This is a genomic window from Geobacter metallireducens GS-15 (assembly GCF_000012925.1).
GTDB lineage: Bacteria > Desulfobacterota > Desulfuromonadia > Geobacterales > Geobacteraceae > Geobacter > Geobacter metallireducens.
In genome coordinates this window covers 1,283,386-1,307,500 of record NC_007517.1, presented here as the reverse complement: position 1 = coordinate 1,307,500, position 24,115 = coordinate 1,283,386, and the positions used below count along the sequence as shown (strand labels likewise).

Annotated in this window: 24 protein-coding genes (1 of these 24 cut by a window edge); 11 read left to right on the top strand and 13 right to left on the bottom strand. The window is 58.1% G+C overall.

Translation table 11 applies throughout. The features are described 5' to 3' along the window. The 7 genes from rny to smc form a co-directional block, all read right to left on the bottom strand. Window positions 1–1,291 carry the 5' portion of a ribonuclease Y gene (rny, locus tag GMET_RS05915; RefSeq protein ID WP_004513446.1) on the bottom strand. Its footprint begins 272 nt before the window's first position, so the window shows 1,291 of its 1,563 coding nt (coding positions 1–1,291); its start codon is at window positions 1,289–1,291; the stop codon falls past the left edge of the window. 21 nt (window positions 1,292–1,312) lie between these two features. After that, complete coding sequence (locus GMET_RS05910) at window positions 1,313–1,882, bottom strand: 5-formyltetrahydrofolate cyclo-ligase (protein ID WP_004513445.1); 570 nt, start codon at window positions 1,880–1,882, stop codon at window positions 1,313–1,315. Between the two features lie 357 nt (window positions 1,883–2,239). Then, window positions 2,240–2,530 (bottom strand): cell division protein ZapA, encoded by a 291-nt coding sequence (locus tag GMET_RS05905; protein WP_004513444.1) that lies wholly within the window; start codon window positions 2,528–2,530, stop codon window positions 2,240–2,242. Further along, a complete protein-coding gene (locus GMET_RS05900; protein ID WP_004513443.1) occupies window positions 2,530–2,706 on the bottom strand; it encodes a cell division protein ZapB in 177 nt (58 codons plus the stop codon). Before GMET_RS05900 ends, GMET_RS05905 begins: the two co-directional genes overlap by 1 nt. A 56-nt stretch (window positions 2,707–2,762) precedes the next feature. Further along, complete coding sequence (gene ftsY, locus GMET_RS05895) at window positions 2,763–3,818, bottom strand: signal recognition particle-docking protein FtsY (RefSeq protein ID WP_004513442.1); 1,056 nt, start codon at window positions 3,816–3,818, stop codon at window positions 2,763–2,765. 1 nt (window position 3,819) lies between these two features. Further along, complete coding sequence (locus GMET_RS05890; protein WP_004513441.1) at window positions 3,820–4,179, bottom strand: roadblock/LC7 domain-containing protein; 360 nt, start codon at window positions 4,177–4,179, stop codon at window positions 3,820–3,822. A gap of 13 nt (window positions 4,180–4,192) precedes the next feature. Further along, complete coding sequence (gene smc, locus GMET_RS05885; RefSeq protein ID WP_004513440.1) at window positions 4,193–7,723, bottom strand: chromosome segregation protein SMC; 3,531 nt, start codon at window positions 7,721–7,723, stop codon at window positions 4,193–4,195. Between the two features lie 152 nt (window positions 7,724–7,875). Between smc and GMET_RS05880 the strand changes: the two genes are divergently transcribed. Together GMET_RS05880 and GMET_RS05875 are read left to right on the top strand one after the other, a co-directional pair. Further along, window positions 7,876–11,115, top strand: a complete 3,240-nt coding sequence (locus GMET_RS05880; protein WP_004513439.1) for an AsmA family protein — start codon at window positions 7,876–7,878, stop codon at window positions 11,113–11,115. Window positions 11,116–11,199: 84 nt separating this feature from the next. Next, entirely contained in the window at window positions 11,200–11,637 is a 438-nt protein-coding gene (locus tag GMET_RS05875; protein ID WP_004513438.1) for a hypothetical protein, read from the top strand. Window positions 11,638–11,674: 37 nt separating this feature from the next. Here GMET_RS05875 and GMET_RS05870 read toward each other — a convergent pair whose 3' ends face one another. The 4 genes from GMET_RS05870 to cdaA all read right to left on the bottom strand — a co-directional run bounded on the left by GMET_RS05870 (window position 11,675) and on the right by cdaA (window position 16,369). Further along, the gene (locus tag GMET_RS05870; RefSeq protein WP_004513437.1) at window positions 11,675–13,366 is read right to left on the bottom strand and encodes a B12-binding domain-containing radical SAM protein; all 1,692 of its coding nucleotides are present in this window, start codon (window positions 13,364–13,366) and stop codon (window positions 11,675–11,677) included. Further along, complete coding sequence (locus tag GMET_RS05865) at window positions 13,344–13,757, bottom strand: (deoxy)nucleoside triphosphate pyrophosphohydrolase (RefSeq protein ID WP_004513436.1); 414 nt, start codon at window positions 13,755–13,757, stop codon at window positions 13,344–13,346. Before GMET_RS05865 ends, GMET_RS05870 begins: the two co-directional genes overlap by 23 nt. A gap of 71 nt (window positions 13,758–13,828) precedes the next feature. After that, window positions 13,829–14,854, bottom strand: a complete 1,026-nt coding sequence (locus GMET_RS05860; RefSeq protein WP_011365778.1) for a C40 family peptidase — start codon at window positions 14,852–14,854, stop codon at window positions 13,829–13,831. A gap of 99 nt (window positions 14,855–14,953) precedes the next feature. Next, entirely contained in the window at window positions 14,954–16,369 is a 1,416-nt protein-coding gene (gene cdaA, locus GMET_RS05855; protein WP_011365777.1) for a diadenylate cyclase CdaA, read from the bottom strand. A gap of 199 nt (window positions 16,370–16,568) precedes the next feature. Here cdaA and ubiE point away from each other — a divergent pair, with 199 nt between their 5' ends. The 9 genes from ubiE (at window position 16,569) to galU (ending at window position 22,330) form a co-directional block, all read left to right on the top strand. Then, a complete protein-coding gene (ubiE, locus tag GMET_RS05850) occupies window positions 16,569–17,288 on the top strand; it encodes a bifunctional demethylmenaquinone methyltransferase/2-methoxy-6-polyprenyl-1,4-benzoquinol methylase UbiE (protein ID WP_004513432.1) in 720 nt (239 codons plus the stop codon). 72 nt (window positions 17,289–17,360) lie between these two features. Then, the gene (locus GMET_RS05845; protein WP_004513431.1) at window positions 17,361–17,678 is read left to right on the top strand and encodes a YggT family protein; all 318 of its coding nucleotides are present in this window, start codon (window positions 17,361–17,363) and stop codon (window positions 17,676–17,678) included. After that, on the top strand, window positions 17,675–18,124 hold the full coding sequence (locus GMET_RS05840; protein ID WP_004513430.1) for a DivIVA domain-containing protein: 450 nt from the start codon (window positions 17,675–17,677) through the stop codon (window positions 18,122–18,124). The genes GMET_RS05845 and GMET_RS05840 overlap by 4 nt, the downstream gene beginning before the upstream one ends. Next, window positions 18,114–18,422, top strand: coding sequence for a DUF167 domain-containing protein (locus GMET_RS05835; protein ID WP_004513429.1), 309 nt, complete (start codon window positions 18,114–18,116; stop codon window positions 18,420–18,422). Before GMET_RS05840 ends, GMET_RS05835 begins: the two co-directional genes overlap by 11 nt. A gap of 109 nt (window positions 18,423–18,531) precedes the next feature. Beyond that, window positions 18,532–18,783, top strand: a complete 252-nt coding sequence (locus GMET_RS05830; protein WP_004513428.1) for an FmdB family zinc ribbon protein — start codon at window positions 18,532–18,534, stop codon at window positions 18,781–18,783. Between the two features lie 181 nt (window positions 18,784–18,964). After that, entirely contained in the window at window positions 18,965–19,822 is an 858-nt protein-coding gene (gene folD / locus GMET_RS05825; protein WP_004513427.1) for a bifunctional methylenetetrahydrofolate dehydrogenase/methenyltetrahydrofolate cyclohydrolase FolD, read from the top strand. Window positions 19,823–19,882: 60 nt separating this feature from the next. After that, on the top strand, window positions 19,883–20,530 hold the full coding sequence (locus GMET_RS05820; protein ID WP_004513426.1) for a methylenetetrahydrofolate reductase C-terminal domain-containing protein: 648 nt from the start codon (window positions 19,883–19,885) through the stop codon (window positions 20,528–20,530). A gap of 14 nt (window positions 20,531–20,544) precedes the next feature. Then, window positions 20,545–21,426, top strand: coding sequence for a methylenetetrahydrofolate reductase (locus GMET_RS05815; protein ID WP_011365775.1), 882 nt, complete (start codon window positions 20,545–20,547; stop codon window positions 21,424–21,426). Between the two features lie 28 nt (window positions 21,427–21,454). Continuing rightward, entirely contained in the window at window positions 21,455–22,330 is an 876-nt protein-coding gene (gene galU / locus GMET_RS05810) for a UTP--glucose-1-phosphate uridylyltransferase GalU (RefSeq protein WP_004513424.1), read from the top strand. Between the two features lie 6 nt (window positions 22,331–22,336). On the opposite strand, the gene GMET_RS05805 is transcribed toward galU, so the two are convergent. Both GMET_RS05805 and GMET_RS05800 read right to left on the bottom strand, forming a co-directional pair. Continuing rightward, window positions 22,337–23,230, bottom strand: a complete 894-nt coding sequence (locus GMET_RS05805) for an energy transducer TonB (RefSeq protein WP_004513423.1) — start codon at window positions 23,228–23,230, stop codon at window positions 22,337–22,339. Window positions 23,231–23,296: 66 nt separating this feature from the next. Beyond that, a complete protein-coding gene (locus tag GMET_RS05800; RefSeq protein ID WP_004513422.1) occupies window positions 23,297–23,875 on the bottom strand; it encodes a TMEM165/GDT1 family protein in 579 nt (192 codons plus the stop codon). Window positions 23,876–24,115 lie beyond the last annotated feature (240 nt).

The following is a 24,115-nucleotide window of genomic DNA, read 5'->3' as shown; positions in this document are numbered from 1 at the left end:
GGCGGGCACCGGACAAAGCATCGGCGGCTTGAACAAGAACCGCAAGAACGGTATTGGGCTTCTCGTCTTCGTGGTGGGCCATGATAGCGTGAACGATCTTCGGGGATTCGCCATACTTGCGCGCAAGCTCCGCGCCAATAACCGCGTGGGATCCCTCGACCTCGTGATCAACCGCCTTGCCCAAATCGTGAAGAAGGCCGGCGCGCTTGGCTTGCTTAACGTTGATACCAAGCTCGGAAGCCATGATGCCGCAGAGGAACGCAACCTCAAGAGAGTGTTGGTAAACATTCTGGCTGTAAGAGGTGCGATACTTGAGGCGACCGATCAGCTTCAATATTTCAGGGTGAATGCCGTGCACACCAAGGTCGAAAGCAGCCTGATCGCCGGCTTCTTTGATAGTCTGCTCAACTTCCTCTTCGGCCTTGGCCACAACCTCTTCGATGCGGCCGGGATGAATGCGGCCATCAGTGATGAGTTTTTCCAGGGCAATCTTTGCCACTTCGCGGCGAACCGGGTTGAAACCGGACAGAATAACCGCCTCGGGAGTGTCATCGATGATGAGATCAATACCGGTAGCAGCCTCCAATGCCCTGATATTCCGGCCTTCACGACCTATAATCCGCCCTTTCATCTCATCCGAAGGGAGCGCCACAACCGACACGGACCGCTCGGCAACGTACTCGCCCGCGTAACGTTGGATGGCCAGGGCCATTATCTCCTTCGACTTCTTGTCGGCCGTTTCGCGAGCCTCCTCCTCGATGACCTTGATCCGCTTGGCGGCATCGAGCTTGGCCTCGCTCTCCATGGCATCCATGAGGATTTTCTTTGCCTCTGTAGACGAAAGGCCGGAAATACTCTCAAGTTTTTCCCTTTGCTCCGCAATGAGACCGTCAAGCCTCTCTTCCTTCTGAACAAGTCCTTGCTCACGGTTAAGAAGCGCCTGATCCTTTTTCGTAAGGTCAGCGTCGCGTTGGTCAAAGAGGTTCATCTTCTTATCGAGATTCTCTTCCTTCTGCTGGAGACGTTTTTCCAGGGCCTGAAGATCCTTGCGCTTCTCCTTGGCATCTCGCTCCGCCTCAGCCTTTGCCTGAAATACTTCATCCTTGGCCTTGAGTTCTGCTTCCTTGGTTATCGTTTCCGCTTCACGCTTTGCGTCATCGACAATCTTTGACGCAAGCTCTTCTGCCTTGCTGACGAGGGTGTCGGAAATACGCTTGCGCAGCATGTTTCCCACAAAGTATCCAAGCCCGGCGGCTGCAAGGATTAGGACAATGGCGATTTCTATCTTCAATGTCTTGATACCTCCCTTGATCTATTGATAACCGTGAAGAGTGATAACTCTCTTCTCGGTGATAATGACATCGACTGCGACGTCATGGGATTCCGCGACAATCTCGTCCACAAGCTGGAAGTCATAACAAAAGGCGACAAGCTTCCCGCTCCCTTCAAGATGATGGAGCGCCCTGTCGTAGTAGCCCTTCCCGAAACCTATTCGTTTTCCGGCGCGATCGAACGCGACACCGGGGACGACAACAAGGTCAGCAGCATCCGGGGGGTAGGCTTCGCCGGTAAGGCACGGCTCGGCAATCCCGAACGCTCCCTTGGTCATCTCGCTTGGGTCTGAAACCTTGACAAAGCGGAGGCAATCCCCACAGACCACCGGAAAGATCACGATCTTTCCTTCCTTAAGGGCGGCCTCCATCACCTCGCCCGTCTCCACCTCTCCTCCGATAGGTGAATAGAGAGCAACAATGCGGGCCTCAGCAAACTCAGGAAGCGCAACAAATGCCTGCTGGATAAGACGCCCAGAATAGCGCCGTTCTTCGGCGGCCAAGGTGCGCCGTTTATCGAGCATGCATTGCCGAAGCTTTCTCTTGGGCATGGAACCTTATAAACAGCTGTGTTGAATAAAAAAGAAGCTTTGTGGGACGGAAGTCGTCCCGGAATCGGGTCTCCGGCAGGAGGACGGGGGGAGGAAAGCTCAACCAGCAACAGAGGGGGCGTATGCTTTAGAGTAAATCGAATATGGCGTGTGGTTACGGCATTACGTCAATCGTGCTTACCCTTTCGGCATCAGATGAACTTCTGCAGCCTGCTATCAGTGAAACAGATAGTGCCTTAAAACAGCATCAAAGCCATTTCTGTCGTAACTGATCGAACTTTCCAGACCAAACCGTGCTGCTTTATGATGAAATCTCCCCAGGGGAGACCGCGAAACCACTTACAACCGCCTATACTTTCAGGGAAGAGCGCTGTCGATACGTTTGACCAACCGACTCATGACTTCCTTATCGGCCTGTCCCTTTTCCTCAAGTTCCCGTGAAAGAGAGAGGCATGATTCAGCCAGATTCATTAGTGCAAGAATTATTGGTACCTGGGGATCGCCGACTACCGGCACCGACGCCTGAGCTTCGGCCAGCTTGCGATTAACGAGTGCCTCCACTTCACGCACATGCTCGGAGGAAGCCGAGCTCTTAACGGTAATCTCCTTGCCGAGCACGCTGATGCGGTGCGAAGCCTTCACGGACATCAAATCCCTTCGAGCTTCCTCAGAACACCGTCTATTCTTGACTTGACGGCATCCCGCTCCTGCAGGAGCCGACCGTTTTCCTCGCGAAGGACGTCATTCTCCCGCTTAAGGGCGGTGTATCGTTCTACGAGAGTCTCAACGCGCCGTTCGAGATCGGTGAACAGTTCTGTGTCCATGGGATACCTTTTTTGGCCTAAAATACTATTGCAGAGCCCCCGTGAAGTCAAGGCAATTATTGGAAGAGTGCATCCACGAACTCGGCCGGATCGAAGTCCCGAAGGTCGTCGACACCTTCCCCGACACCGATATAGCGGACCGGAATTCGGAACTCATTGCAAATGGCTGCAACGATCCCTCCCTTGGCCGTGCCATCCAGCTTGGTAAGGGCGATGCCGGTCACCTCGGCAGCCTCTTTGAAGAGCTTGGCCTGTGAAAGGGCGTTCTGGCCAGTGGCGGCATCGAGGACCAAGAGCGTTTCGTGGGGGGCGCCGGGAATCTCGCGGTCCATGATGCGACGGACCTTCTTGAGCTCTTCCATGAGGTTTACCTTGGTATGGAGCCGCCCTGCCGTATCAACGATGAGGACGTCCGCCTTGCGGGCCACGGCAGCTTTGATGCCGTCAAAGACCACGGCGGAGGGATCGGCTCCTTCCTTATGGCGAACCACGTCGCACCCGGTCCGCTCGCCCCAGATCTCGAGCTGCTCGGCCGCAGCGGCCCGGAACGTATCGCCGGCCGCGAGTACTACTTTTTTCCCTTCCCGCGAGAACCGGGCGGCGAGTTTGCCAATGGTGGTCGTCTTGCCAACGCCGTTGACACCAATGACCATGATGACGAAGGGGGAGGCGGAATCAACGGCGAGGGGTCTCACATCCCGGCTCAACCGTTTGAGAATCTCATCCTTGAGGGTCTGACGAAGAGCCGCACCATCATTCAATTCATTGCGAGAGAGCCGCTCTTCCAGTATCCGGATAAGTTCCACCGTGGTCTGGACACCGATGTCGGCGGTGATGAGAATCTCTTCGAGTTCCTCCAGAGTGTCAGCATCGATCTCCTTTTTGCCGAGAACAAGCCGGTCGATCCGCCCCACGAGGCTGTCGCGGGTCTTGCTGAGCCCTTGGCGCAAGCGCTCGAACAACCCCGGCTTGCGCTCCTCCGGCTCCTCGGCCTGAACAGGATGTTCAGCCACTTCGGTCCTCTGCTCGGGAATCGGGTTTTCCTCTGCCCCCTCGGCACCGGCAATCTTGTTCCACAACCCCTTGATGAAGCCCTTTTTTTCCTCCGCCATATCAGTAAATCTCCTTGAGCAAAATAGCCTGCACGTGCTCGAATTTGACCATTGCCCACCCGGCGATGGCTTCCCTGTCGAGGGTCAATACCAACAAATAGTCGTCTCCAATGGGGCCAAGGATCACGCGCTGGTCAGCCAGCGTGATAACCGCCTCACGGACGGGATCGGCAGAAAGCCGACCCTGAAGCTCTTTCATCCGGGTCAGAATGATTCCCAGATGGGCCGCGGTGATTTTCAACTCATAGTCGTCCCTGAGGGCGACATGATCCACCGTCTCCCCCTCCCAGTCGGCAATGATCGCGCCGGTGGCTCCGGGAACGGACTGCACCAGCTGGGTCAGGATCGCTTTGAACGACACCGGTCGACCTCCTCTAATTCAGTTTGACAGAAACGATCTTGGACACCCCCGGCTCCTCCATGGTGACGCCGTAGAGGGTGTCGGCAACCGCCATGGTCGCCTTGTTGTGGGTGATGATGATGAACTGGGAAATCTCGCTCATTTCCCGCACCATGTCGTTGAAGCGCCCGATATTGGCATCATCGAGGGGAGCATCAACCTCGTCGAGCAGACAAAAGGGTGACGGCTTGATGAGGAAGATGGAAAAGATGAGCGCCACGGCGGTCAAGGCCTTTTCCCCCCCTGAGAGGAGGGTCACGTTCTGGAGTTTCTTTCCGGGAGGCTGGACGATGATATCGATGCCGGTCTCCAGAAGGTCCTCTTCGTTGGTAAGCTTGAGTTCAGCACGACCGCCACAAAAGAGGCGCGGAAACACTTCCTGAAATTTCTCATTCACAAGATTGAAAGTTTCGAGGAACCGCTTGCGCGTGGTACGGTTGATCCGCTGGATCGCCTGCTGGAGCGAATGGAGCGACTCCTCCAAGTCGGCCTTCTGGCCCGACAGGAAAGTGAAACGCTCGTCCAGTTCCCGGTACTCCTCGATGGCGGTTAGGTTCACCTCCCCCATCTCGTCGATGAGACGCGAGAGCTCTTCCTGGCGCTGGGATGCCGTTTCCTCGTCGAAGGGGGTGTCGGCATACTTCGGGAGGAGGGGCAGCATCTCAAGCCGGTACTTCTCCATGAGTGATGTGACGAGATGGTTGAGTTCCAGGGTAAGCTCCGACTGCCTGAGTCTATCGGTGGCAACGGCATTTTTCGCCTGCTCGGCAAGGACACGGAGTTCCCGGAGAGCACCTTCCTCGACCCGGACCGCCTCGGCCTGGCCGTCGAACTCGCGCTTGAAGGTCGCGCTGGCACCTTCTGCTTCGGCGTGGCGCGCCAAGAGGGATTTCAGCTCGCCATCACCGCCGGCAAGAGAAGCAACCAACCGCTCCCGCTCCTGAGCGCACCGCTCCCGCTCTTCCCGATGTCGGGTAATCCGCGCCTGAAGGTCTGACAGGAGTTCTTCGGTCCGCTTCAGGGCGCGGCTGGCCGCCTCCTTTTTCTCCCGAAGCTGGGCTCCCCTGACCTTGAGGGTGGTGACCGCCTCACGGGCTGCGTCAATCTCGCGCTTCCTGACCGTGAGGGTTTCCTGGAGCCGCTCAAGCTCTGCCTCAAGAGTTCCTTTTTTCTCTTCGCGAACGGCTTTCCGCGTATCGGCATCCACGATCTCACCTTCAAGGGTCTCACGCTCCTCCCGGAGCTGGTCGTCCTCCATGCCGGTGACGGCAAGCCGCTCCTCGACGCGCTGGACTTCCTCCTTTGCCCGGATGAGATCCTTCTCGGCGTTGACGAGCTGGATATCGGTCTGGTGGAGGCTCTGGCGCACCTCCCGCACCTCCTCCTCGGTGCCGGCCCGTTCCTGCTGTGTCCGGCCCCGCGTAGCATCGAGATCATCCAGCACGGCAGTGAGACGCTCCACCTCGCCGGTAAGCTCCCGAATCTCCCGTTTCTTGTGGACCAGCCCCGGACCTGCAGCTTCCGTCGACCCGCCGCTCACAATCCCGCCGCCAAAAGCAACGTCACCACGAAGGGTAACGAAGGTACTGTGGGGGTGAAGCCGCGAAAGGGAACAGGCCGTCGCAAGGTCCCCCACCAGATAGGTGCCCGCCAGGATATGCTCCACAACGGGGTTTCGTCCTTCGGCAATGGTGACGTGGGAAAGGATCGGTACCGCTCCGTCAGGCGCGGCGTCACTGCCCGGCATGGAGGGGATTCCCGCAACCAGGGAACAGCGTCCACCGCCGCTCTCGGAGAGGTACGCGAGCGCCTCGAAGGCATCAGACTCCTGGGGACAGACCACGTACTGGAGCCGCTCGGCCAGCACCGCCTCAAGGGCGGTCTCGAACTCGGGCTCGGTTTCAACGAAATCAGCGATGACGCCGGCGAAGCGCCCCCTGAACGTATCTGCCAGCAGGAGATTCCTGACCCCCTGGCCGTAGCCGGCAAACTGGGCCTCCAGTTCCTGAAGCGAGTGGAGGCGTGATGATTTCCTGCTCAGTTCATCGCGCCGGGAAGCGATCTCCCGGTCAAGGTCGGCGAGTCGTTCCCGCAACTCCGTTTCCCGGCGGGTGAGCAACGGCAGGCGCTCCTGAAGCTCAGTCTTCTGGTCGCCCAGTCCTGCAACGGCCTTCTCGAGTTCAGTGGCCCGACCCGACGATTCCACGAGCCGCTCATTGAGGAGGAGCCCCTCGCGACGGTTCCGCTCGACCCGTTCGGCAAGCCCTTCCAGGCGCCGAGTAGCGGCGGTGCGCTGGTTGTTGAGCTGGGCCACCTCGGCCAGGAGGGAAAAAAGCTCCCGCCGCACCTCCTCAAGGTCGGTGGAGAGCTCCCGTTCGGCAGCAGCCATCTCTTCCAGTTCTTTCTCACGGGTGGCGAGGGTGTCTTCTTCTCCCGCCGCCTCGACAGCATAGGTGCCGCTCTGCTCCACGAGGCGGGCAAGTTCTTCACCAGCCGCTGCAAGCTGGCCCTCCAACCCCTCAAGCTCTCCCACAAGCCGTTCTTCCTGCCGTTCAAGCCCCCCGAGTTCCTTGCGCTGGAACTCGATCCTGCTCTCGTGCCCCTGAATCTCCCCCTTGAGGGAAAAAACCACTTCCTGAGCTGAGGCCAGGGACCGTTCCCGCTCCACCAAGGCTAAGCGCCGTTCGTCGAGCCCCAGTTCGCGCTGCTCCAGGTCCGCCGTCAGGGTGGAGGCCCGGGAAACGCTCTGGCGAAGCGCCTCCTCCACCTGCTCCTTGGCAGCATCGAGAGCTATGAAGCGCCTGACCGTGGCAGCCACCTCGATCTCCCGGAGTTCCTCCCGGTACTCCCGGAACCGCTCGGCCTTCTTGACTTGGCGTTGGAGCGAGTTGAGCTGCCGCCGGATCTCGGCCAGAATGTCGCCGATACGCAGGAGATTCTGACGGGTGAGATCGATCTTTTTCAGGGCCACCTGCTTCTTGGCCTTGAACTTGGTGACTCCGGCCGCCTCTTCGATGAGGAATCGCCTCTCCTCGGGCTTGGAGTGGAGGATCATCCCGATCTTCCCCTGCTCGATGATGGAGTAGGCCCGGGCACCGACACCGGTATCCATGAAGAGCTCGGTGATATCCATGAGCCGGCAGGGAGTCTTGTTGAGGAAGTAGTCGCTCTCACCGTCGCGGTAGAGGCGGCGCGTCACCTGGATTTCGCTGTAGTTCAGGTATTTCGCCGGCACCCTCCCGTCTTCGGTGGAGAAAGCCATGGAAACCTCGGCCATGCCGAGGGGTTTGCGGGATTCGCTCCCGCCGAAGATGATATCCTCCATGGATTTGCCACGGAGGTTCTTGGCCGACTGCTCCCCCATGACCCAGCGAATGGCATCCACCACATTGGACTTGCCGCAACCGTTGGGGCCAACGATGCTGGTTATCCCCTGCTGGAAGTCGAGGGAGACCTTGTCCACGAACGATTTGAAGCCGGATATGTCGAGGCGTTTAATTTTCATAAATCGTGTCATACTATCAGAGAGGAGGGTGTCAATGCAACCAGACCAGCACCGTGTCCGACCTTCCCCCATGACACGAAGATGGTTGCCTCCCCGGGCCGCCGGAGAGTATACTCTCCAGCGGCCCAGACTAAACGAAAGGTCCACTTCCCATGATCTCCCGCGGCGCAAAGACCCTCCTCATCTCCATACTGCTCATCCTGGGCATCCTTGCCGGCGGGGTCGCGATCTTTTTCCTGGCGCACTTCCATGAACTCGACACCTACAAGGACCAGATCCTTGCCGAAGTCCAGAAGAGCCTTAACCGCCAGGTCACGTACGAGAAGGGGGAAGTAACGTTCCGCTTTACCCCTGCCTTCAGCTTTACCAAGGTTGTCATCAAGGAACGGGACGGCCTGACAACGTTCGCCACAGCAGACCGCGTCAGCTTCCGTCTTGCGCTCCTGCCACTCCTTGAAGGGAAAGTCGTCGTCGGAAAGCTCATGGCGGAACGGCCGACCATCCAGATAATCCGCAATAGGGACGGCACCTTCAACATCAGCGACCTGCTGGAAGAAAAAAAAGGGGCTCCTCCCCTCCGGATGAGAGGGATCAGTATCCACGACGGGAAGATTACCTTCACCGACCAAGCGGCAACCGCCAATGGAGTTGTGACCAGGCTGGAAAAGACCGCTCTGGAACTGGACCGGATCGTCCGCGGCAAAGAGACAGAATTCACCATAGCAACCACCCTGGCACAGGGAGCGACCACCGGGACGCTTTTCGCCCGCGGCTTGGCAGATCTTCCGCGAGAGGGGCATCCGATGACGGAAACGCGCATCGATGCGAAGGTCGAGGCCAGGAATCTTTCCGCTGCCCATTACTGGCCCTACTATGGCCGCTTCGTCCCCTTCGATCCCCTAGCGGGGCTCTTCGATGTCAAGGCATCCATCCATGGGACGGCGGCAGACTTCACCTCAAAGGGGACAGTCCACGTCGCCGGGCTTCGCTTTTCCTATCCCAAGGTCTTCCACGCCGTTCTCACCCCTCGCGACCTGCAACTGAACTACAAGTTGAAGCGGGATCGGTACCAGGTTGACGTCTCCGCGGTCGATTTCCGGATGGACGGACTCATGGTCAAGGGGAACTGCGCCATCAGGGACATCAACACCAATGATCCGCGGATCGTGGCCCGGGCCGTCATCGATCCCTTCAAGCTGGAGAGGTTCTTCTACTACATCCCCTTCGGCATCATCGCCGACGATGCATCCCAGTTCATCGAACGGTACATCAAGGCAGGAACGTACCGGTTGGACGAGGGACGGCTCGATGGCAGGGTGAGCCAGATCCTCCACATGGAGAAGGACCAGAACTACAACATCCTCTCCATCAAGGCCCGGGCACTGGAAGGGGGTGTCGTGGACCTGGGGAATGGCGTCCCCTCCTTCAACAGCATCAAAGGGGATCTGTTGCTGTCGGGCAAGAACTTCATCCTGCGCAACATGTCGGGAAAGTTTGGTACGTCACCATTCACCATGAACGGAATGATTGCCGACTACCCCCTCAACACACCATCGTCCTATCCGTTCAACGCAGCATTCACCCCACAACAGCAGGAACTTGCCTGGCTCTTGGGAAAACACCTGGGCGGAGGACTTTCGTTCTCGGGGCACACGCCATTAACCATTACCGGTGCCGGGTATACGTCCGCGTATACTCTGTCCGGCCAGTGGAATCTGGCAAATGCCGGCTACAACGTAACCAATGTCATCGCCAAGCCGGCTGGAGTGGCCAACCAGCTTTCCTTCAGCATGAGCCTCTCAAAGCCAGGAATGAGCGCCTTTGCCTGCCAATACAATCTCCCCCCCCTCTCGCTGGTCCTGTCGACCCGGTATCGGCCGGGGCAAGATGTCCCCAACCATATCGACATACGGACGAACCAGTTCGAGATGGCGCCCCTTGCCCCCCTGCTCCCACGGGTGAAGTCCTATCAACCCCAGGGGAGGATACAGGTTGCGGCCCGTGCCAACGGGAGCGCGGAAACCATTGGCGGACTGAACTGGACAGGGGATGTCCTTCTTGCCGGAGCGGCATTCCAACCACCAGGGGGCATCAAGCGCGTCCGCAACATCAACGGTGGTATCCGCTTCAAGGGCACCGACCTGGAAACACCGCGGCTCTCAGCCATGCTGGGGAACTCCCTCCTCGTCGGCACGGGAACCCTGTCCAACTTTGACAACCCGGCCATCTCTCTCGAATTCTCCGCTCCCGCTCTCGACGTGGCCGACCTGGGGCTAAAGGCCCCTGAGGGAAAGAGCCTAAAAATCAAGAAGGTGCAAGGTTCCGTCACCCTTGCCCAAGACACCCTCCAGGTAAAGTCACTGTCCGGCACGGTGAATGATTCTGCCCTGAATCTGAAGGGGACAGTGGAACGGCTACAAAGCCCACGGGTCGACGTGACGGTTACCTCTCCCTTCCTGAATATCGAAGATGTCCTCCTTCTTGGTGGTCTGGAACGGAGCGCAAAAGCATCGGCCCAGAATGGCACCGCCACCATCAAGGCGTCGGTCACTGCGGATGAGGGAAAATTCAAAGGATTTCGGTTCAGGAAGCTCCATACGGTTGCCATGCTCGACAACCGGATCCTCTATCTCCAGCCCTTCGAATGCGGCGCCTTCGGTGGCCAGGTTGCGGGAACTTTCAGGGCCGACTTCGGCTCAAACGGCCCAACCCGCTACCAGGCAAATCTCAAGGCTGATAAAATTTCCGCCGAAGACTTGGTCCAGGCGCTGAACCTGAGACTCCACAATGAAATAATCACCGGCTCCCTGTCGCTTCATGCAGACGTCACCGCCAAGGGAGAAACCGCCGATGAACTGAGGCGAACCATCCTCGGCAGCGTCAAGCTTCATCTCGAAAACGGCAAACTGCGGCGGTACTCAGTGCTCTCCAAAATATTTTCCCTCCTGAACGTGTCGCAACTCTTCACATTCCATCTCCCCGATATGGTTGCCGACGGCATGCCCTATAACCGGATCGACGCAACCCTCTCTCTCAGGGATGGGATCGTGTCTTCAAAAGACTTCTTCATCGACAGCAACGCCATGAATATTTCGGCTGTGGGCTCCATTGACCTCGTCAAGGAGGAGATTGACGCAACCGTGGGGGTCCAGCCGCTCCAAACCGTCGACAAGGTGGTAAACCGGATACCGATCGTCGGCTGGATCCTTACCGGCAAGGACAAACACCTCATCTCCACCTATTTCGAGGCCAAGGGAAAGTGGAGCGACCCTGTCGTAAAGGCCGTGCCGGTCAAGTCCATGGCCAAGGGAGTGCTCGGAATCTTTAAACGGTTATTCCAGCTTCCCGCCAAACTCATTACCGACACAGGTGAAGTCATCATCGGAAAATAAAGGGTTTTTTTGCTGTTGTAAAATATTTGGGACCTATGGTACTGTTCAGCAGTTGAGAAACGTACACCATACAGGAGGACACAGGTGAAAAAGACAGTATTGGTCGCTCTTGCAGTTGCATCACTTGCCGCAGCCGGATGCAAGGAGAAGCCGAAAGCCCCTGAGACTACAGCACCGCAGCAGAGCGGCATGCCCGCCCAGCCTGGCCAAGGCCAAATGCCCAGTGATGCAGTCCACGGCGGCGCCAACCCCCACGCCGGCCTGAAGGCCGTCGAAGTACCTGCCGGTGCAGGCCATAAGGGAAAGGTTGTCTCCACCATGGACGCTGCCGGATACACCTATCTTGAGGTAGAGGAAAAGGGCCAGAAACTTTGGGTTGCCGTCATGCAAACCAAGGTCAAGGTTGGCGACGAAGTCGAGTTCCCCGACTCTCCGCCGATGGTCAACTTCCACAGCAAGACCCTCAACCGGACCTTCGAAAAGATTATTTTCGCTCCTGGCGTCCGGATTGCCGGCAAGTAATTTCCGGTAAAACCGCAACGAAAAAAGGCGACATCCTTCAGGTGTCGCCTTTTTTCGTACCACGCTCCGCCACCACCATACGCAAACGCTCCCCGACATCGGTATCCCGCGGATTGAGCCTTTTCGCCGTCTCGTATAGCTGCTTTGCTCCCCTTTGATCACCCTCCTCAAGGCGCAGGTCACCAAGTGCCAGGTAAGCAGGAACATGAGCGGGCACAAGTGAGATAGCCCGCTCAAAAGCCTTTCCTGCCCGCGTCACATCTCCCCGTGAACCATGGAGACCTCCAAGGGCCAGCCACCCCCAGGGATTTTCCGGCTGCCGCTCGACGATCTCACGATACAGGGCCTCAGCCTTTCCTATATCTCCTTTGGCTTCAAGCCACTCGCCCTGCCCAAGATTCGTCCCGTGGCAGTAGCCAAGAAACTCGCGCTGGGCAGTGAAGTCGGCCGGCCCAAACCGGGCTTTCCTCTCGACACGGGTCAATGCCCGCAAGAGCGTCTCCATCGAGCGGGCAACGAACGGATCGCGTCGCACATACAGGGCCGCTCCCCTCTCCCTTTCAAAGAGATCAGCGCCCACCCGCCCCTCTCTCACCGCTTCATCGAAGAGAGCCGTCCCGGGGTAGTATGCCAAGGGGGCCACATGGCCATCATGGGGGAGGATGTTGCTGATGAGCGTAAGGGTCGCCTGCAGGTCATCGTCAGTCTCCCCGGGCACTCCGGAGATCAGGTAAATGGAGAGGCTTATCCCGGCACGCCGGGTGGCCTTAGCGGCCCTTCGGACCTGCTCGGGGGTGATCTGCTTACCGAGATACGCGAGTATTTTCTCCGACCCCGACTCGACGCCGTACTGGACGCATTCGCACCCGGCCCTACGCATCCAGATGAGCATCTCCTCGTCCACGGCGTTCACCCGCGACTGGCAGTTCCAGAGGATATGGACCTTTTCCTCCAGAAGCAACCGGCAAAAGTCAATCACCCGATCCTTGCGAACAGTAAAGGTATCGTCACGGAGAGAAAAATAGATAAGGCCGTAGCGGTCGCGAATGGCGCGGATCTCATCGACCATGGCTCGTGGCGAGCGGAAACGGAGTGACTTCCCCCAAAAACGCGGCGACGAACAGAAGCGGCAGGCAGCGGGACATCCGCGGGAGGTGATGATGAATTCCAACTGGCGGCGCACGTCGCATCCCCAGGCATCATTCATGTGGAGTGCCGGCAGCGGGAGCACGTCGAGATCCGCAACAGGGGGTCGCTTCACGGAGTGAACCTTGGCGCCCTTGCGATAAGCCAGTCCCACTATGCCGGTCAGACTGCGATCGCCCCGCTCGACAGCCCGTGCGAGGTCGAGAAAAGTCTCCTCCCCCTCACCGAGGATCACCCCGTCCACCTCCCGATACTTAACCAGGATAGACTCGAAAGCGTGGGTTGCATGGGGACCGCCAAAGATTGTTAGACAGGTGGGGTCGACTTTCTTCGCCAAGGCGGCAAGTCGAAGGGATTCGAAACGGTTGTGGGTAAAAACGGAGATACCAAGGATGGCAGGACGCTCCCGTCGGAGCAGTTCTTCCACCTGGCGCCAGGAAGCAGTAGAGAGGTTGGCAAGGGAGGACGTAAAACCATTTTCTCTCAGAACAGCGTTGAGGTAGCCGAGCCCCGTGGGCAGGAGTGAGGTGAACGGGTCACGGGCCCCTTCTGGATGGGGCCTAGAGACGAGTAGTATCCGCATCGCTGAACTCGTGAACTATCTTCTTCGCCAGAGGGTAGTCGGCGGGAAGGAGATCGAAGCGGAGAATATCCGCGGGATCAACCCAACTGTGGTCGGCCACGTCCAGTTCGCGCAATTCCCCGCCAGTCCAGGCGCACCGGTAGGCCAAAACCAGCACTGGTCGCTCCGGGTAACGGTAATAGACCACATCATATATCCCGTGGACAGAAACATCCATGGCCAGTTCCTCGCGAACCTCCCGAACAATACATGCTTCTGGGTGTTCCTCGGGCTCCAGCTTGCCACCGGGGAACTCCCAGAGCAGCGGATAGGGAGCATCGGGCTTTCTCCTGGTTAAAAGGATCTTGCCTTCATGCTCGATAACGGCGGCTGTCACGATAAGAGGAAGCATGGACACCTCAAAAAAAAATCCGGCCGCAAGAGCCGGATTTTTTCGTGCGCAAACGACGCAGGGCGAAAACCCTATTTCAAAAGACTGACCCCAAGGGTGTCATTCGTCAAAATTTCCTCGAGCCCTTCTTCCTCAACACCGGAAATCAGGTCATCGAGTTTCAGGATATCGGGATTAACCTCGGCAATCCGCTTCGCACCAAGGAAACGGGAACGGTAGTAGGGAGTATCAACAGAGGAAATAACGACCCGACGGTCTCGCGACGAGGCGTGAATCATCTTGTTGTTGCCGAGATAGATGCCAACATGGGACGGGAAACGCGCATAGGTCTGGAAGAAGAGGAGGTCACCCTTCTGCAGGTCGCCGGGAGCAACCGAATTTCCCACATGGAACTGTTCCCGGGCCGTGCGGGGAAGAGTTACGTCGAGCTCGCGGAAGACGTGCTGGACAAAACTGGAACAGTCGAGCCCCCGACGGGTGGTGCCGCCGAAACGATACTTGGTGCCGATGAAGCTGTAGGCAGTTTTTTTGAGTTCAGAGACACCATCGACATCGAGTTTCACGCTCTTCGTGAAGTCAGCTGGACGGTTCGGGTCCAACTCCACCAACTCGCTCAGACTCTGCTCGTATTCTTTTTCATCGTAGATATCAAGGTGTTTCAGGGGCTTTTTCAGGGAAAGCTTCGCGGTAACCGTTTCATTGGATTCCACTGCCTGGAGTGCAAGGAGACGACCGGGCTTGAGTCTGCCCTTCCCTATGCCGTTCAAACGTCGCAACTCAGCCACGGAAACGCCGGTCTTCCGCGCAACCTTTGCCAGGGTATCACCTTTTTTCACCTTATAGCTGGCAGGGGTGGAAGAGTCCGCGCTTGACTCTGCTGCGGCGCGAGACGGGATGACAAGCACTGTTCCCGGCTTTATCCGGGCATTAGTGAGGTTGTTGGCCGATTTTAGATCTTTCGCACTAACGTGGTACTTCTTCGCGATAGAGTAAACGGTTTCGCTTTTTCTGATCTTGTGGGTTTTTGCGGCGTGGGACAGGGCGGGAAAGGCTAAGAGGATTACGGAAAGCGCTGTAAGTCGCAATCGCAGGCTCATATCCCCTCCTTCATTTGTTTTATTAAATTGAAACGAAAACGAGCTTTTTATAACAAACCATCTCTCATCTGTCAACCTTTATTCCCCCCCCGGCCAACATCAGCGTCTTCCCGTGGTCACGATCCTCACCCTGACGGGCTCGTCATTCAGGATCCTAAGCTGCGGCGACGGCGAGACGAGCCTTGACTCCACAACGGTGCTCTGGCGGATTCCCTCCAGGTTAATTACTTCGGTATTGAGGGTATCGAGGCCCGCCAGCACATGTTCCGGCCCCTCCACAACCACCTCCTGAGGCTCAACACGCACCCGTTGCAGCCGTTGACGCCCTGAGGGGGTCCCCTTCAGTACAGGCCGGACCTGGAGAGCCTTCTTTATCTTCTTGCTGATGCTCACTTTTACCACCGACGGATTCACGCTGGTGACCACAACCCCGAGTGGAAGGTTCAAGTCACTCTCCGTGATAGCCAAAGTATTGCTCCCTTCCCTTACTTTGGCGAGATCCAGGTCGGCTACGACATCGAGTTGTTTCGGCGACGGGATGAGACTCGAAAAGACCTTTAGCTGGGCCTCAACCTCCTCGGGACTGCTTTTCAACAACACCGCATTTCCCGGCAAGTTATGGAATTTGATCGGGACAGTGACCGTAAAAATCGCCCCCTGCTTAGTCGTTATAATGAGCCAGCTTACAAACACCACCAACGTGGTCACAAGCTTAGGGACCAGATTGCTAACCAGCCGCTGCCCCAGCGAGATGTGAACCTTCTCCTGGCGCTGGGGATAGAGGAGTCCCTGGAGTTTCTCCGCCAGACTCTCGGCAGTTGCAACTGCCTCAAGTTCTCCTGCAAGTGCCAGGCCAACCTCCCCCCGTTCTTCGGAAACGATTACCACGGCGGCATCACAGCGCTCACTGAGGCCGATTCCTGCTCGATGCCGAGTACCGAAATGACGAGGGAGTTCTGTCTTCATCGAAAGGGGAAGGTGGCACGATGCCTGGGTTATACGCCCCTCCTTAACGATAACGGCGCCGTCATGGAGAGGAGTTCCGTCCTGAAAAATACATTCAATGAGCTGCCCGTTCGGAATACTGTCGAGGGGGACACCATGAAGAAGGTAATCATCAAGCGATTCATGCCGCTGAAAGACAACGATTGCACCGGTGCGCTCTTTGGCAAGGCGAAAGATTGTTGAGGAAATATCCGCAAGATCAATCAACCCTCCGCCATCCTGCCTTCCAAAGAAATTCCGCAACAGACTGAAGCGGTAGAGGGCCTGTCGAATCTCCGCCTGAAAAATGACAATAATGAGAACAAAGAGGACCGTGCCGAGTTCCTGGAGTATCCAGCTCGTCATAAAGAGCCCCAGGTTCTTGGTTATAAAATACACCCCCACCAAAAAGACCATGCCGATAAGAACCTGCATGGCCCTGGTATGCCTGAACCAGCTGTAAAGCTGATAGGCAAGAAAGCTCATAATGATGATGTCGGCGACATCCTGCCACCGGATCACGGGAACCATCTCCTCTTACCCTTCCCTTTCTCGGTTCGCCCCCCCAAGTCCATACAGGGGACGTCCCCGGGAAACCTGCACCACCACGCTCCGAAAATCCGTTTTTTCTGGCATGGAGTGAGGTTTTGTGCTAAAAATATCGGTCTGTATGCCCAGAAAGAATCAGGATTTATACCACCATTACCCGCAAAAGGATAGAAAATTTACGATGTATAAACTGAGCGAAAAAGGCGAGCAGATCCGGGAGATGTTCTCCGACATTGCCCCCCGGTACGACTTCCTCAACCGGCTCCTGAGCTTCGGCATCGACCGGCGCTGGCGGCGCATCGCCGTACAATGCGCCCGATGGAGCGAGGGGGGAAAAATCCTCGACGTTGCCACCGGAACCGGCGACGTGGCGCTGGAAATCGCCCGCCAAACCCCCGACTCAGTCTCCATCATCGGCATCGACATCACGGAAGGGATGGTGGTGCTCGGCCGCGAAAAGGTTGCGCAATCCCCCTATGCCCGCCGGATCACCCTGGAAATCGCCCCCTGCGAGGCGATCCCCTTTCCCGACAATACGTTTGACTCGGTCACCATCGCCTTCGGCATCCGCAACGTGGTCGACCGGCGCCAGGGGCTGGCGGAAATGCAGCGCATCCTGAAGCCCGGCGGCCGGGCCGTCATCCTCGAGTTCTCCACTCCCCGCTCACAGTTCTTCAAACGGGTCTATTATTTCTACTTTCTCCGGTTGCTGCCGGCGATCGGCGGACTTTTCTCCAACTTCAGCGCCTACAAGTACCTCCCCGATTCCGTGCTGGAGTTTCCGTCGCAAGAGGAATTCAAGACTCTCATGCGATCCGTGGGTTTCCATTCCACCACCCATCGTGATCTCACCTTTGGAATCGCGACGATCTACACCGGGGAAAAAGCCGCTCAAAACTGACGCTTTCTTGACACTTGGCTGCTGTTTCCTGTATAACGCGACAGTCGTTCATCCACCACCAAGGGGCACACCATGTTCGTGCTTGCCAACTTTCTCCTGGCCGTCGCCAAGATTGCCGACATCCTCCTCACCATCTATCTCTACATTCTCATTGCACGGGCGATCATCTCCTGGGTTAATCCCGACCCCTACAACCCCATCGTGAACTTCCTCTACCGGAGCACCGAGCCGGTCCTCTCGCGAGTTCGCAGATTCCTTCCCGACATGGGTGGGCTCGACCTGTCACCGATCATCGTGCTCGTCGCCATTTACTTTCTCCAAAGCTTTCTGGTGCGCAGCATCTACGACCTTGCCTACAAGATGAAACTCGGAATGGGAGGGATGCCGTGAGAATTACCCCGCTTGACATCCAGCAGCAGCAGTTCAAGGGCAAGATGCTTGGCGGGCTTGACCCCCATGAAGTGGACGCCTTTCTCCAGACGGTCGCGGAAGAGATGGAAAGCCTCGTGCGGGAGAACGCCGAGTTAAAGGAGCAGTGCAAGAGAGCCACCGTCGAGATGGAACAAATGGCCCAGCAGGAGAAGAACCTGCGGGAAACCATGCTCGCCGCCCAGAAGATCACCGAGGAAATGAAGGCGAACGCCCAGAAAGAGGCAGCTCTGCTCGTCTCCGAGGCCGAGGTCAAGGGGGAGAAAATAGTGGCCGATGCCGAACGCAGGCTCGCCCAACTCAACGACCAGGTCCAGGAAATCCGTCGCCAGCGGCTCCAATTCGAGAGTTCCTTCAAGTCCCTCCTCGACACACACTACAAAATGCTCGCCCTTGATGAAGAGTGACACCCCTTCCGGGGAACTCAGAATCACGGAAAACGCTGATGGCGTCACCTTCTCCGTGCACGTTCAACCCCGCGCCTCAAAAAACGGAATCTGCGGCATCCAGGGGGATGCCATCAAGCTTCGCCTGACATCTCCCCCTGTTGAGGGGGAAGCGAACCGCCTCTGCACTGAATACCTCGCAAAACTACTCAAGGTTCCCAAGTCAGCCGTCACCATAATTGCCGGGGATAAGTCGCGGCACAAGACGATTCGGGTTTCTGGCGCCACGGCTCAGGCTGTTCACAACCTACTGCCCTAATTTCCCCAGTCATTTCATATATTGCGCTTCCAATCATCCACACACGGGGTTGACAACTTCCGTAGTGAATTACTATAGTGAATCAACGATTACCGCAGGAGGTTGTGTGATGCCACTCTACGAATACCAATGCACCGAGTGCAACAAGCAGTTCGAGCTGCGCCAGAAGTTTTCCGACGAACCGGCGAAGGAATGTCCTTCGTGCGGCGGTCCCGTGCAAAAGCTCATCTCCCAGTCAGGGTTCGCCCTCAAGGGAGGAGGATGGTACGCCGAAGGATACAACAGCGGCGGAAAGAAGTCTGAAGCCCCGTCCTGCCCCTCGGGCGGAAGCTGTGCCGGCTGCCCATCAGCAGCAGCGTAACCCTGCAACCCCATTCCTTTTTCCACACCATCACCTCCCCCGGCTCAGTGAGTCGGGGGATTTTAGTTTAGCTCCGGTTAAAAATCTTTACATCACAGCGACGCTTCCGTACTATTTTGGGATTGTTACCAATCCATTGACGGTGCCGGTTTCGGACCGTTCCAGGCAAAGGAGCCGTAGCATGTCGACAATCATTGACGGAAAAGCCATCGCTGCCAAGCTGAGGGCGGAAATTGCCACCGAAGTCAAGATCCTCAAGGAAAAGGGGATTATCCCCGGCCTTGCCACGGTCCTTGTGGGGGAAGACCCCGCCAGCGAGGTCTATGTACGGATGAAAGGCAATGCCTGCCAGGAGTTGGGGATGCACTCCGTTAAACACACCCTGCCGGCGACTACCACTGAAGCAGAACTCCTCGCTCTCGTGGCCCGGCTCAACAGCGACCCGACCATCCACGGAATCCTCGTTCAACTCCCCCTCCCGAAACAGATCAATTCCGACACGATTCTCGAGGCCATCTCGCCGGTGAAGGACGTAGACGGCTTCCACCCCTACAACGTCGGCCGGCTTATGGTCGGCAAGCCCACCTTCCAGCCCTGCACCCCCTATGGCGTCATGGTCATGCTGCGCGAAGCGGGCGTTGACCTGGCCGGCAAGGAAGTGGTCGTCGTGGGGCGCTCAAATATCGTCGGCAAGCCGGTGGCGCTCATGTGCCTCCAGCAGCATGCCACGGTCACCATCTGCCACTCGAAAACCCGTGATTTGCCATCGAAGGTCAAAGAGGCCGACGTGGTCATCGCCGCCGTGGGGGTTCCCGAGATGATCAAGGGGGAGTGGATCAAGGAAGGAGCAGTGGTCATCGATGTGGGAGTCAACCGGGTCGGCGAGAAGAAGCTTGTGGGGGATGTGGAGTTCGCCGCAGCATCCCAGCGGGCATCGGCCATCACCCCCGTTCCCGGCGGCGTCGGCCCCATGACCATCACCATGCTCCTCTACAACACCCTTGAGGCGGCAAAGAAGACAGGGGAAGGAAACCGGTAAGCGGGGAGCAGCAACGCCCTATGTTTTGCGAGTCCTTGATCCCCGGTCCCGGATTCTTTTATGATTGTCAGCAAACAGAAACCCTTTACCGAAATCCTCGCCGCCCTGGAGCCCGTTTCCCGGGTCTTCCTGATCGGCTGCGCCAAATGCGCCACGGTCTGCAAGGCCGGCGGCGAAGAGCAGATCTGGCAGATGCAGGAGGATTTGATCGCTGCCGGCAAGGATGTGACCGGATCGGTGGTGATCGACGAGGCGTGCCACATGCTCCGGGTCCAGCGGGATCTGCGGGCAAAAGGGGAGATGGTTAAGGGCGCTGAAGCGCTCCTCGTCCTTGCCTGCGGGGCAGGTGTCCAGTCGGTCTCCGCCGGTTCTGACCGGTTGACGGTCGCCGGCCTTGACACCCTCTTCCTCGGCAACATCCGCCGATTCGGCCAGTTCGAGCAACGCTGCTCCCTCTGCGGCCAATGCCTCCTCAACGAAACGGCCGGCATCTGTCCGGTAACCGTCTGCCCCAAGGGTCTCCTGAATGGGCCCTGCGGCGGAATGGACGAGGGACGGTGCGAAGTGAACGGCGACGCGGAGTGTGTCTGGTACCAGATATACCTCCGCCTTCGGGAGAGGGGCAAGGAGGCCCCGCTCACTGCCATCAAGCCTCCCCGCGACTTCGCCAGGAACCTCAGGCCCGGAAGCCTGAAACTCGACAAATGATTACTCCGACCCCCATGTCCTCAACCCTTCGCGAAAAGCTCGAATCAAACCGTTTTGTCATCACGGCCGAGGTCTGCCCCCCCAAGGGGTGCGACTGCGGCGAGTTCATGGAGAAGGCGCGAAACCTCAAGGGCCTTGTCGACGCCATCAACGTGACCGACAACCAGGGGGCGAACGTGCGGATCTCCCCCCTTGCCCCGGCCGCCCTCCTGACCAGGGAAGGGATCGAACCGATCCTCCAACTCACCTGCCGGGACCGCAACCGCATGGCCCTCCAGAGCGAGCTCCTGGCAGCCGCAGCCCTTGGCGTAACCAACATCCTGTCCCTCTCGGGCGATTACATCTCCTTCGGCGATCATGCCGGCGCCAAGCCGGTCTTCGACCTGGACTCGGTGCAACTTCTCCAGACCATCGCAGCACTGAACGCGGGGAGGGACTTCTCCGGCGCCCCCCTGGAGGGAGCCCCATCGTTCTTCGCTGGGGCGGCCGCGGCGCCGGAGGCGGACCCCTTCGACCTCACCCTTCCCAAACTGGCCAAAAAAGTATCAGCAGGTGCGCGCTTCTTCCAGACCCAGGCGGTCTTCTCTCCCGATCGCCTTGCCCGGTTCAGCGAGGCGGTGCGCCCCCTGGGCGTCAAGATCATCGCCGGCATCATCCTTTTGAAATCGGCCGGCATGGCCCGCTACATCACGAAAAACATCCCCGGACTCAAGGTTCCCCCCGAGATCGTTGCCGAACTGGAAGCCGCCGGTCGTCCCCTCGAAGTAGGTGTGGCAATCGCCCGGCGGCTTGCGACAGCGGCGCGTCCCTTCTGCGACGGTGTCCACATCATGGCCATGGGAAGGGAAGAGCTTGTTCCGAACATCGTGGCCGGACTACGAAACGAAGACAAGTAACAAGATCGAGAACGCAAGGAGTGCACCGATGCAGGTAAAAAAGGCAGTCTTCCCCGTGGCGGGCCTCGGCACCCGCTTCCTTCCGGCCACCAAGGCTTCACCCAAGGAGATGCTCCCCCTCATCGACAAGCCCCTGGTCCAGTACGTGGTGGAAGAGGCGGTGGCTGCCGGCATCGAACAGATACTCTTCGTGACCGGCCGCGGCAAGCGGGCCATCGAGGACCACTTCGACATCTCCTTCGAGTTGGAGGCGCTCCTCCAGGAAAAGGGGAAGAACGATACCCTCCGCGAAGTGCGGGACATCGCCGAAATGGTGAACATCTTCTACGTTCGCCAGAAGCAGGCCATGGGGCTTGGCCATGCAATCCTCTGCGCCCGGGAGTTCGTGGGTAACGAGCCCTTTGCCGTGCTCCTCGGCGACGACATCATCGATGCCGAGAAACCGTGCCTCGGCCAGCTTCTGGATGTCTACCGCAAGTACCGGGGGCCGGTTCTCGCCCTGGAAAAGGTGCCCATGGAGAACATATCCTCCTACGGCTGCGTCAGGGCCAACGGCATAACCGACCGTATCTTCGAGGTCACCGATCTGGTGGAAAAGCCGAAACGGGAGGAGGCCCCCTCGGACATGGCCATCATCGGCCGCTATGTCCTCACCCCCGAGATATTTCCGATCCTGGAGCGGCAGGAACCGGGCAAGGGGGGGGAAATCCAGCTCACCGACGCCCTCCTCAAGCTCTCGAAGGACGAGGCGATTTACGGCTGCCTCTTTGAGGGGATACGCCACGATTGCGGTGACAAATTGGGATTCCTGAAGGCCACGGTTGACATGGCGCTCAAGCGGGAAGAGTTCAATACGGAATTTGAGGAGTATCTGCGGGAACGACTGTGCAGAAGGCAGGATTGAGGCCGGTCAGCGGAGGGATCTGCTCGCTCCCCGAACGATGCCGTACTGGAAAAAGGCGATGAGGTGGAACTCGTCCCGGTCGTACCCCCTGGGAAAGGGGCCGACCGGTCCCACCATGCGCAGGGTCCGCAGCACCTCGTCATCCAGGATTCTGCTCCCCGAACTCTGCAGAATTTCATACTTTACGATGACACCACTCCTGTTGAAGGTGATTTTTACAGGCGTAACTCCCTCAATGCCGAGCCGGGCCGCTTCCTGGGGATAACGCCATACCCCGTAGATTGCGTTCTCGAACCGGCGCAGGAACGAGCCGAACTGAATATCGTCGGTATCGAGAAACTTCGTATCCCCGTCCGCCACATCATCCCGGTACTTCTTCCGGTAACTTTCCTCGATCTTCGCAAGTCTCTGGGCGCTCGGCATGAGCTGGGCCAGTTCAGGCGCTTCCGCCGACGCGCGTGGTTTGAGAATGCCCCCGCCTCGGGGGGCCTCCCGCACCGGAATCTCCCCTGTCCTGCCGTTTGTGGCCGACGGCCCCACTCCCTCGCCCCGACGGGGCTGCGGCGCGGCCTGATAGGGAACTGCAGGCCGTGACGGTATTGGTTTCGCAACGGGAGGCAGCGAGGCGATACGGTCCCGTTCCCGGTCTCCCCGCGGCGCCATTTCCCGCGGCACCCGCCGGGGTTGCTCGGCCTGACGGCGCACTTCCCTCCGCGAATCGGTCGGCATCGGTGCCTGACGCAGATCGGGAATATCCTCCAAATCGATCATGATCGGCTCCTGGCGCAGCACCGGCTTTGCCTGGGGATACAGAATGATCAGAGCGAACAGACCCACGTGAAGTAGGAGTGAGAGGGCTACGAGATAGAGAAAGGATTTTTCGACGTATTTATCAGGCATCAGGCTCTCTGCCAGGATAGGTATCCGGCAACCATTGTACGGATGCGATGCCGAAAAAGCAATCGGTCAACGGCCGGAAAAGGCCTGATAGAGGACAATGACGCCGAAGACAAGGAAGAGGACTCCTGCCGCCTTCTGGATGGTATAAAGCGATACGACTCGGATAAGCTGTCGTCCCAGGAAGATGCCGATAAGAGAGACAAGCCACAGGGCCAGGGTGGACCCCGTGAAGACCGCCAGAGGAGAGTCGTACTGGGCAGCCAGGCTCGTGGTGACGAGTTGGGTCTTGTCCCCGAGCTCGGCCAGGAGAATCATCACGAACGACGTGACCACCGGCCCCCGGGCAGACGCCTTCTTCCCTTCCTCCTCGTCAGCGTCCTCCCCTCCCCGCAGGGTGGTGACTCCGAAAAAAAGGAAGAGCCCCCCCGACATAAACTTTATCCAAAACAGCGGAAGGACCGCGAACAGAATCTTGCCAACGAGGACCGCCCCCACGTTCAGGAGGGCAAAGGCTGCGGCAATGCCCACGAAGACTTTTTTCCAGGGGTAGCGGATGGCGAGTGCCATGGCGGTGAGCTGGGTCTTGTCACCGAGTTCGGCGAGAAAAATGACGCCGAAGGTGGTCATCAGAACGGCGGTATCCACGGATCCTCCTGGGTAATGACGAATGGCACGTCATGGGATCAAATCGCCCATGAACGGTGGATGCTATAGGATTCCCTCTTCAAAAGCAAGGACAGGCGTGCCTTGAAGGAAAACCCTTGACACGGGAAAGCGGAATCATTACCCTGAAATACGTTAAAGGGGAGTAGCAATCGGCACACAGTGCCGACCCAAAGTCCGTCACCACGGTGGCAACACCCGGGCCAGGGGCTTCCGACTTCC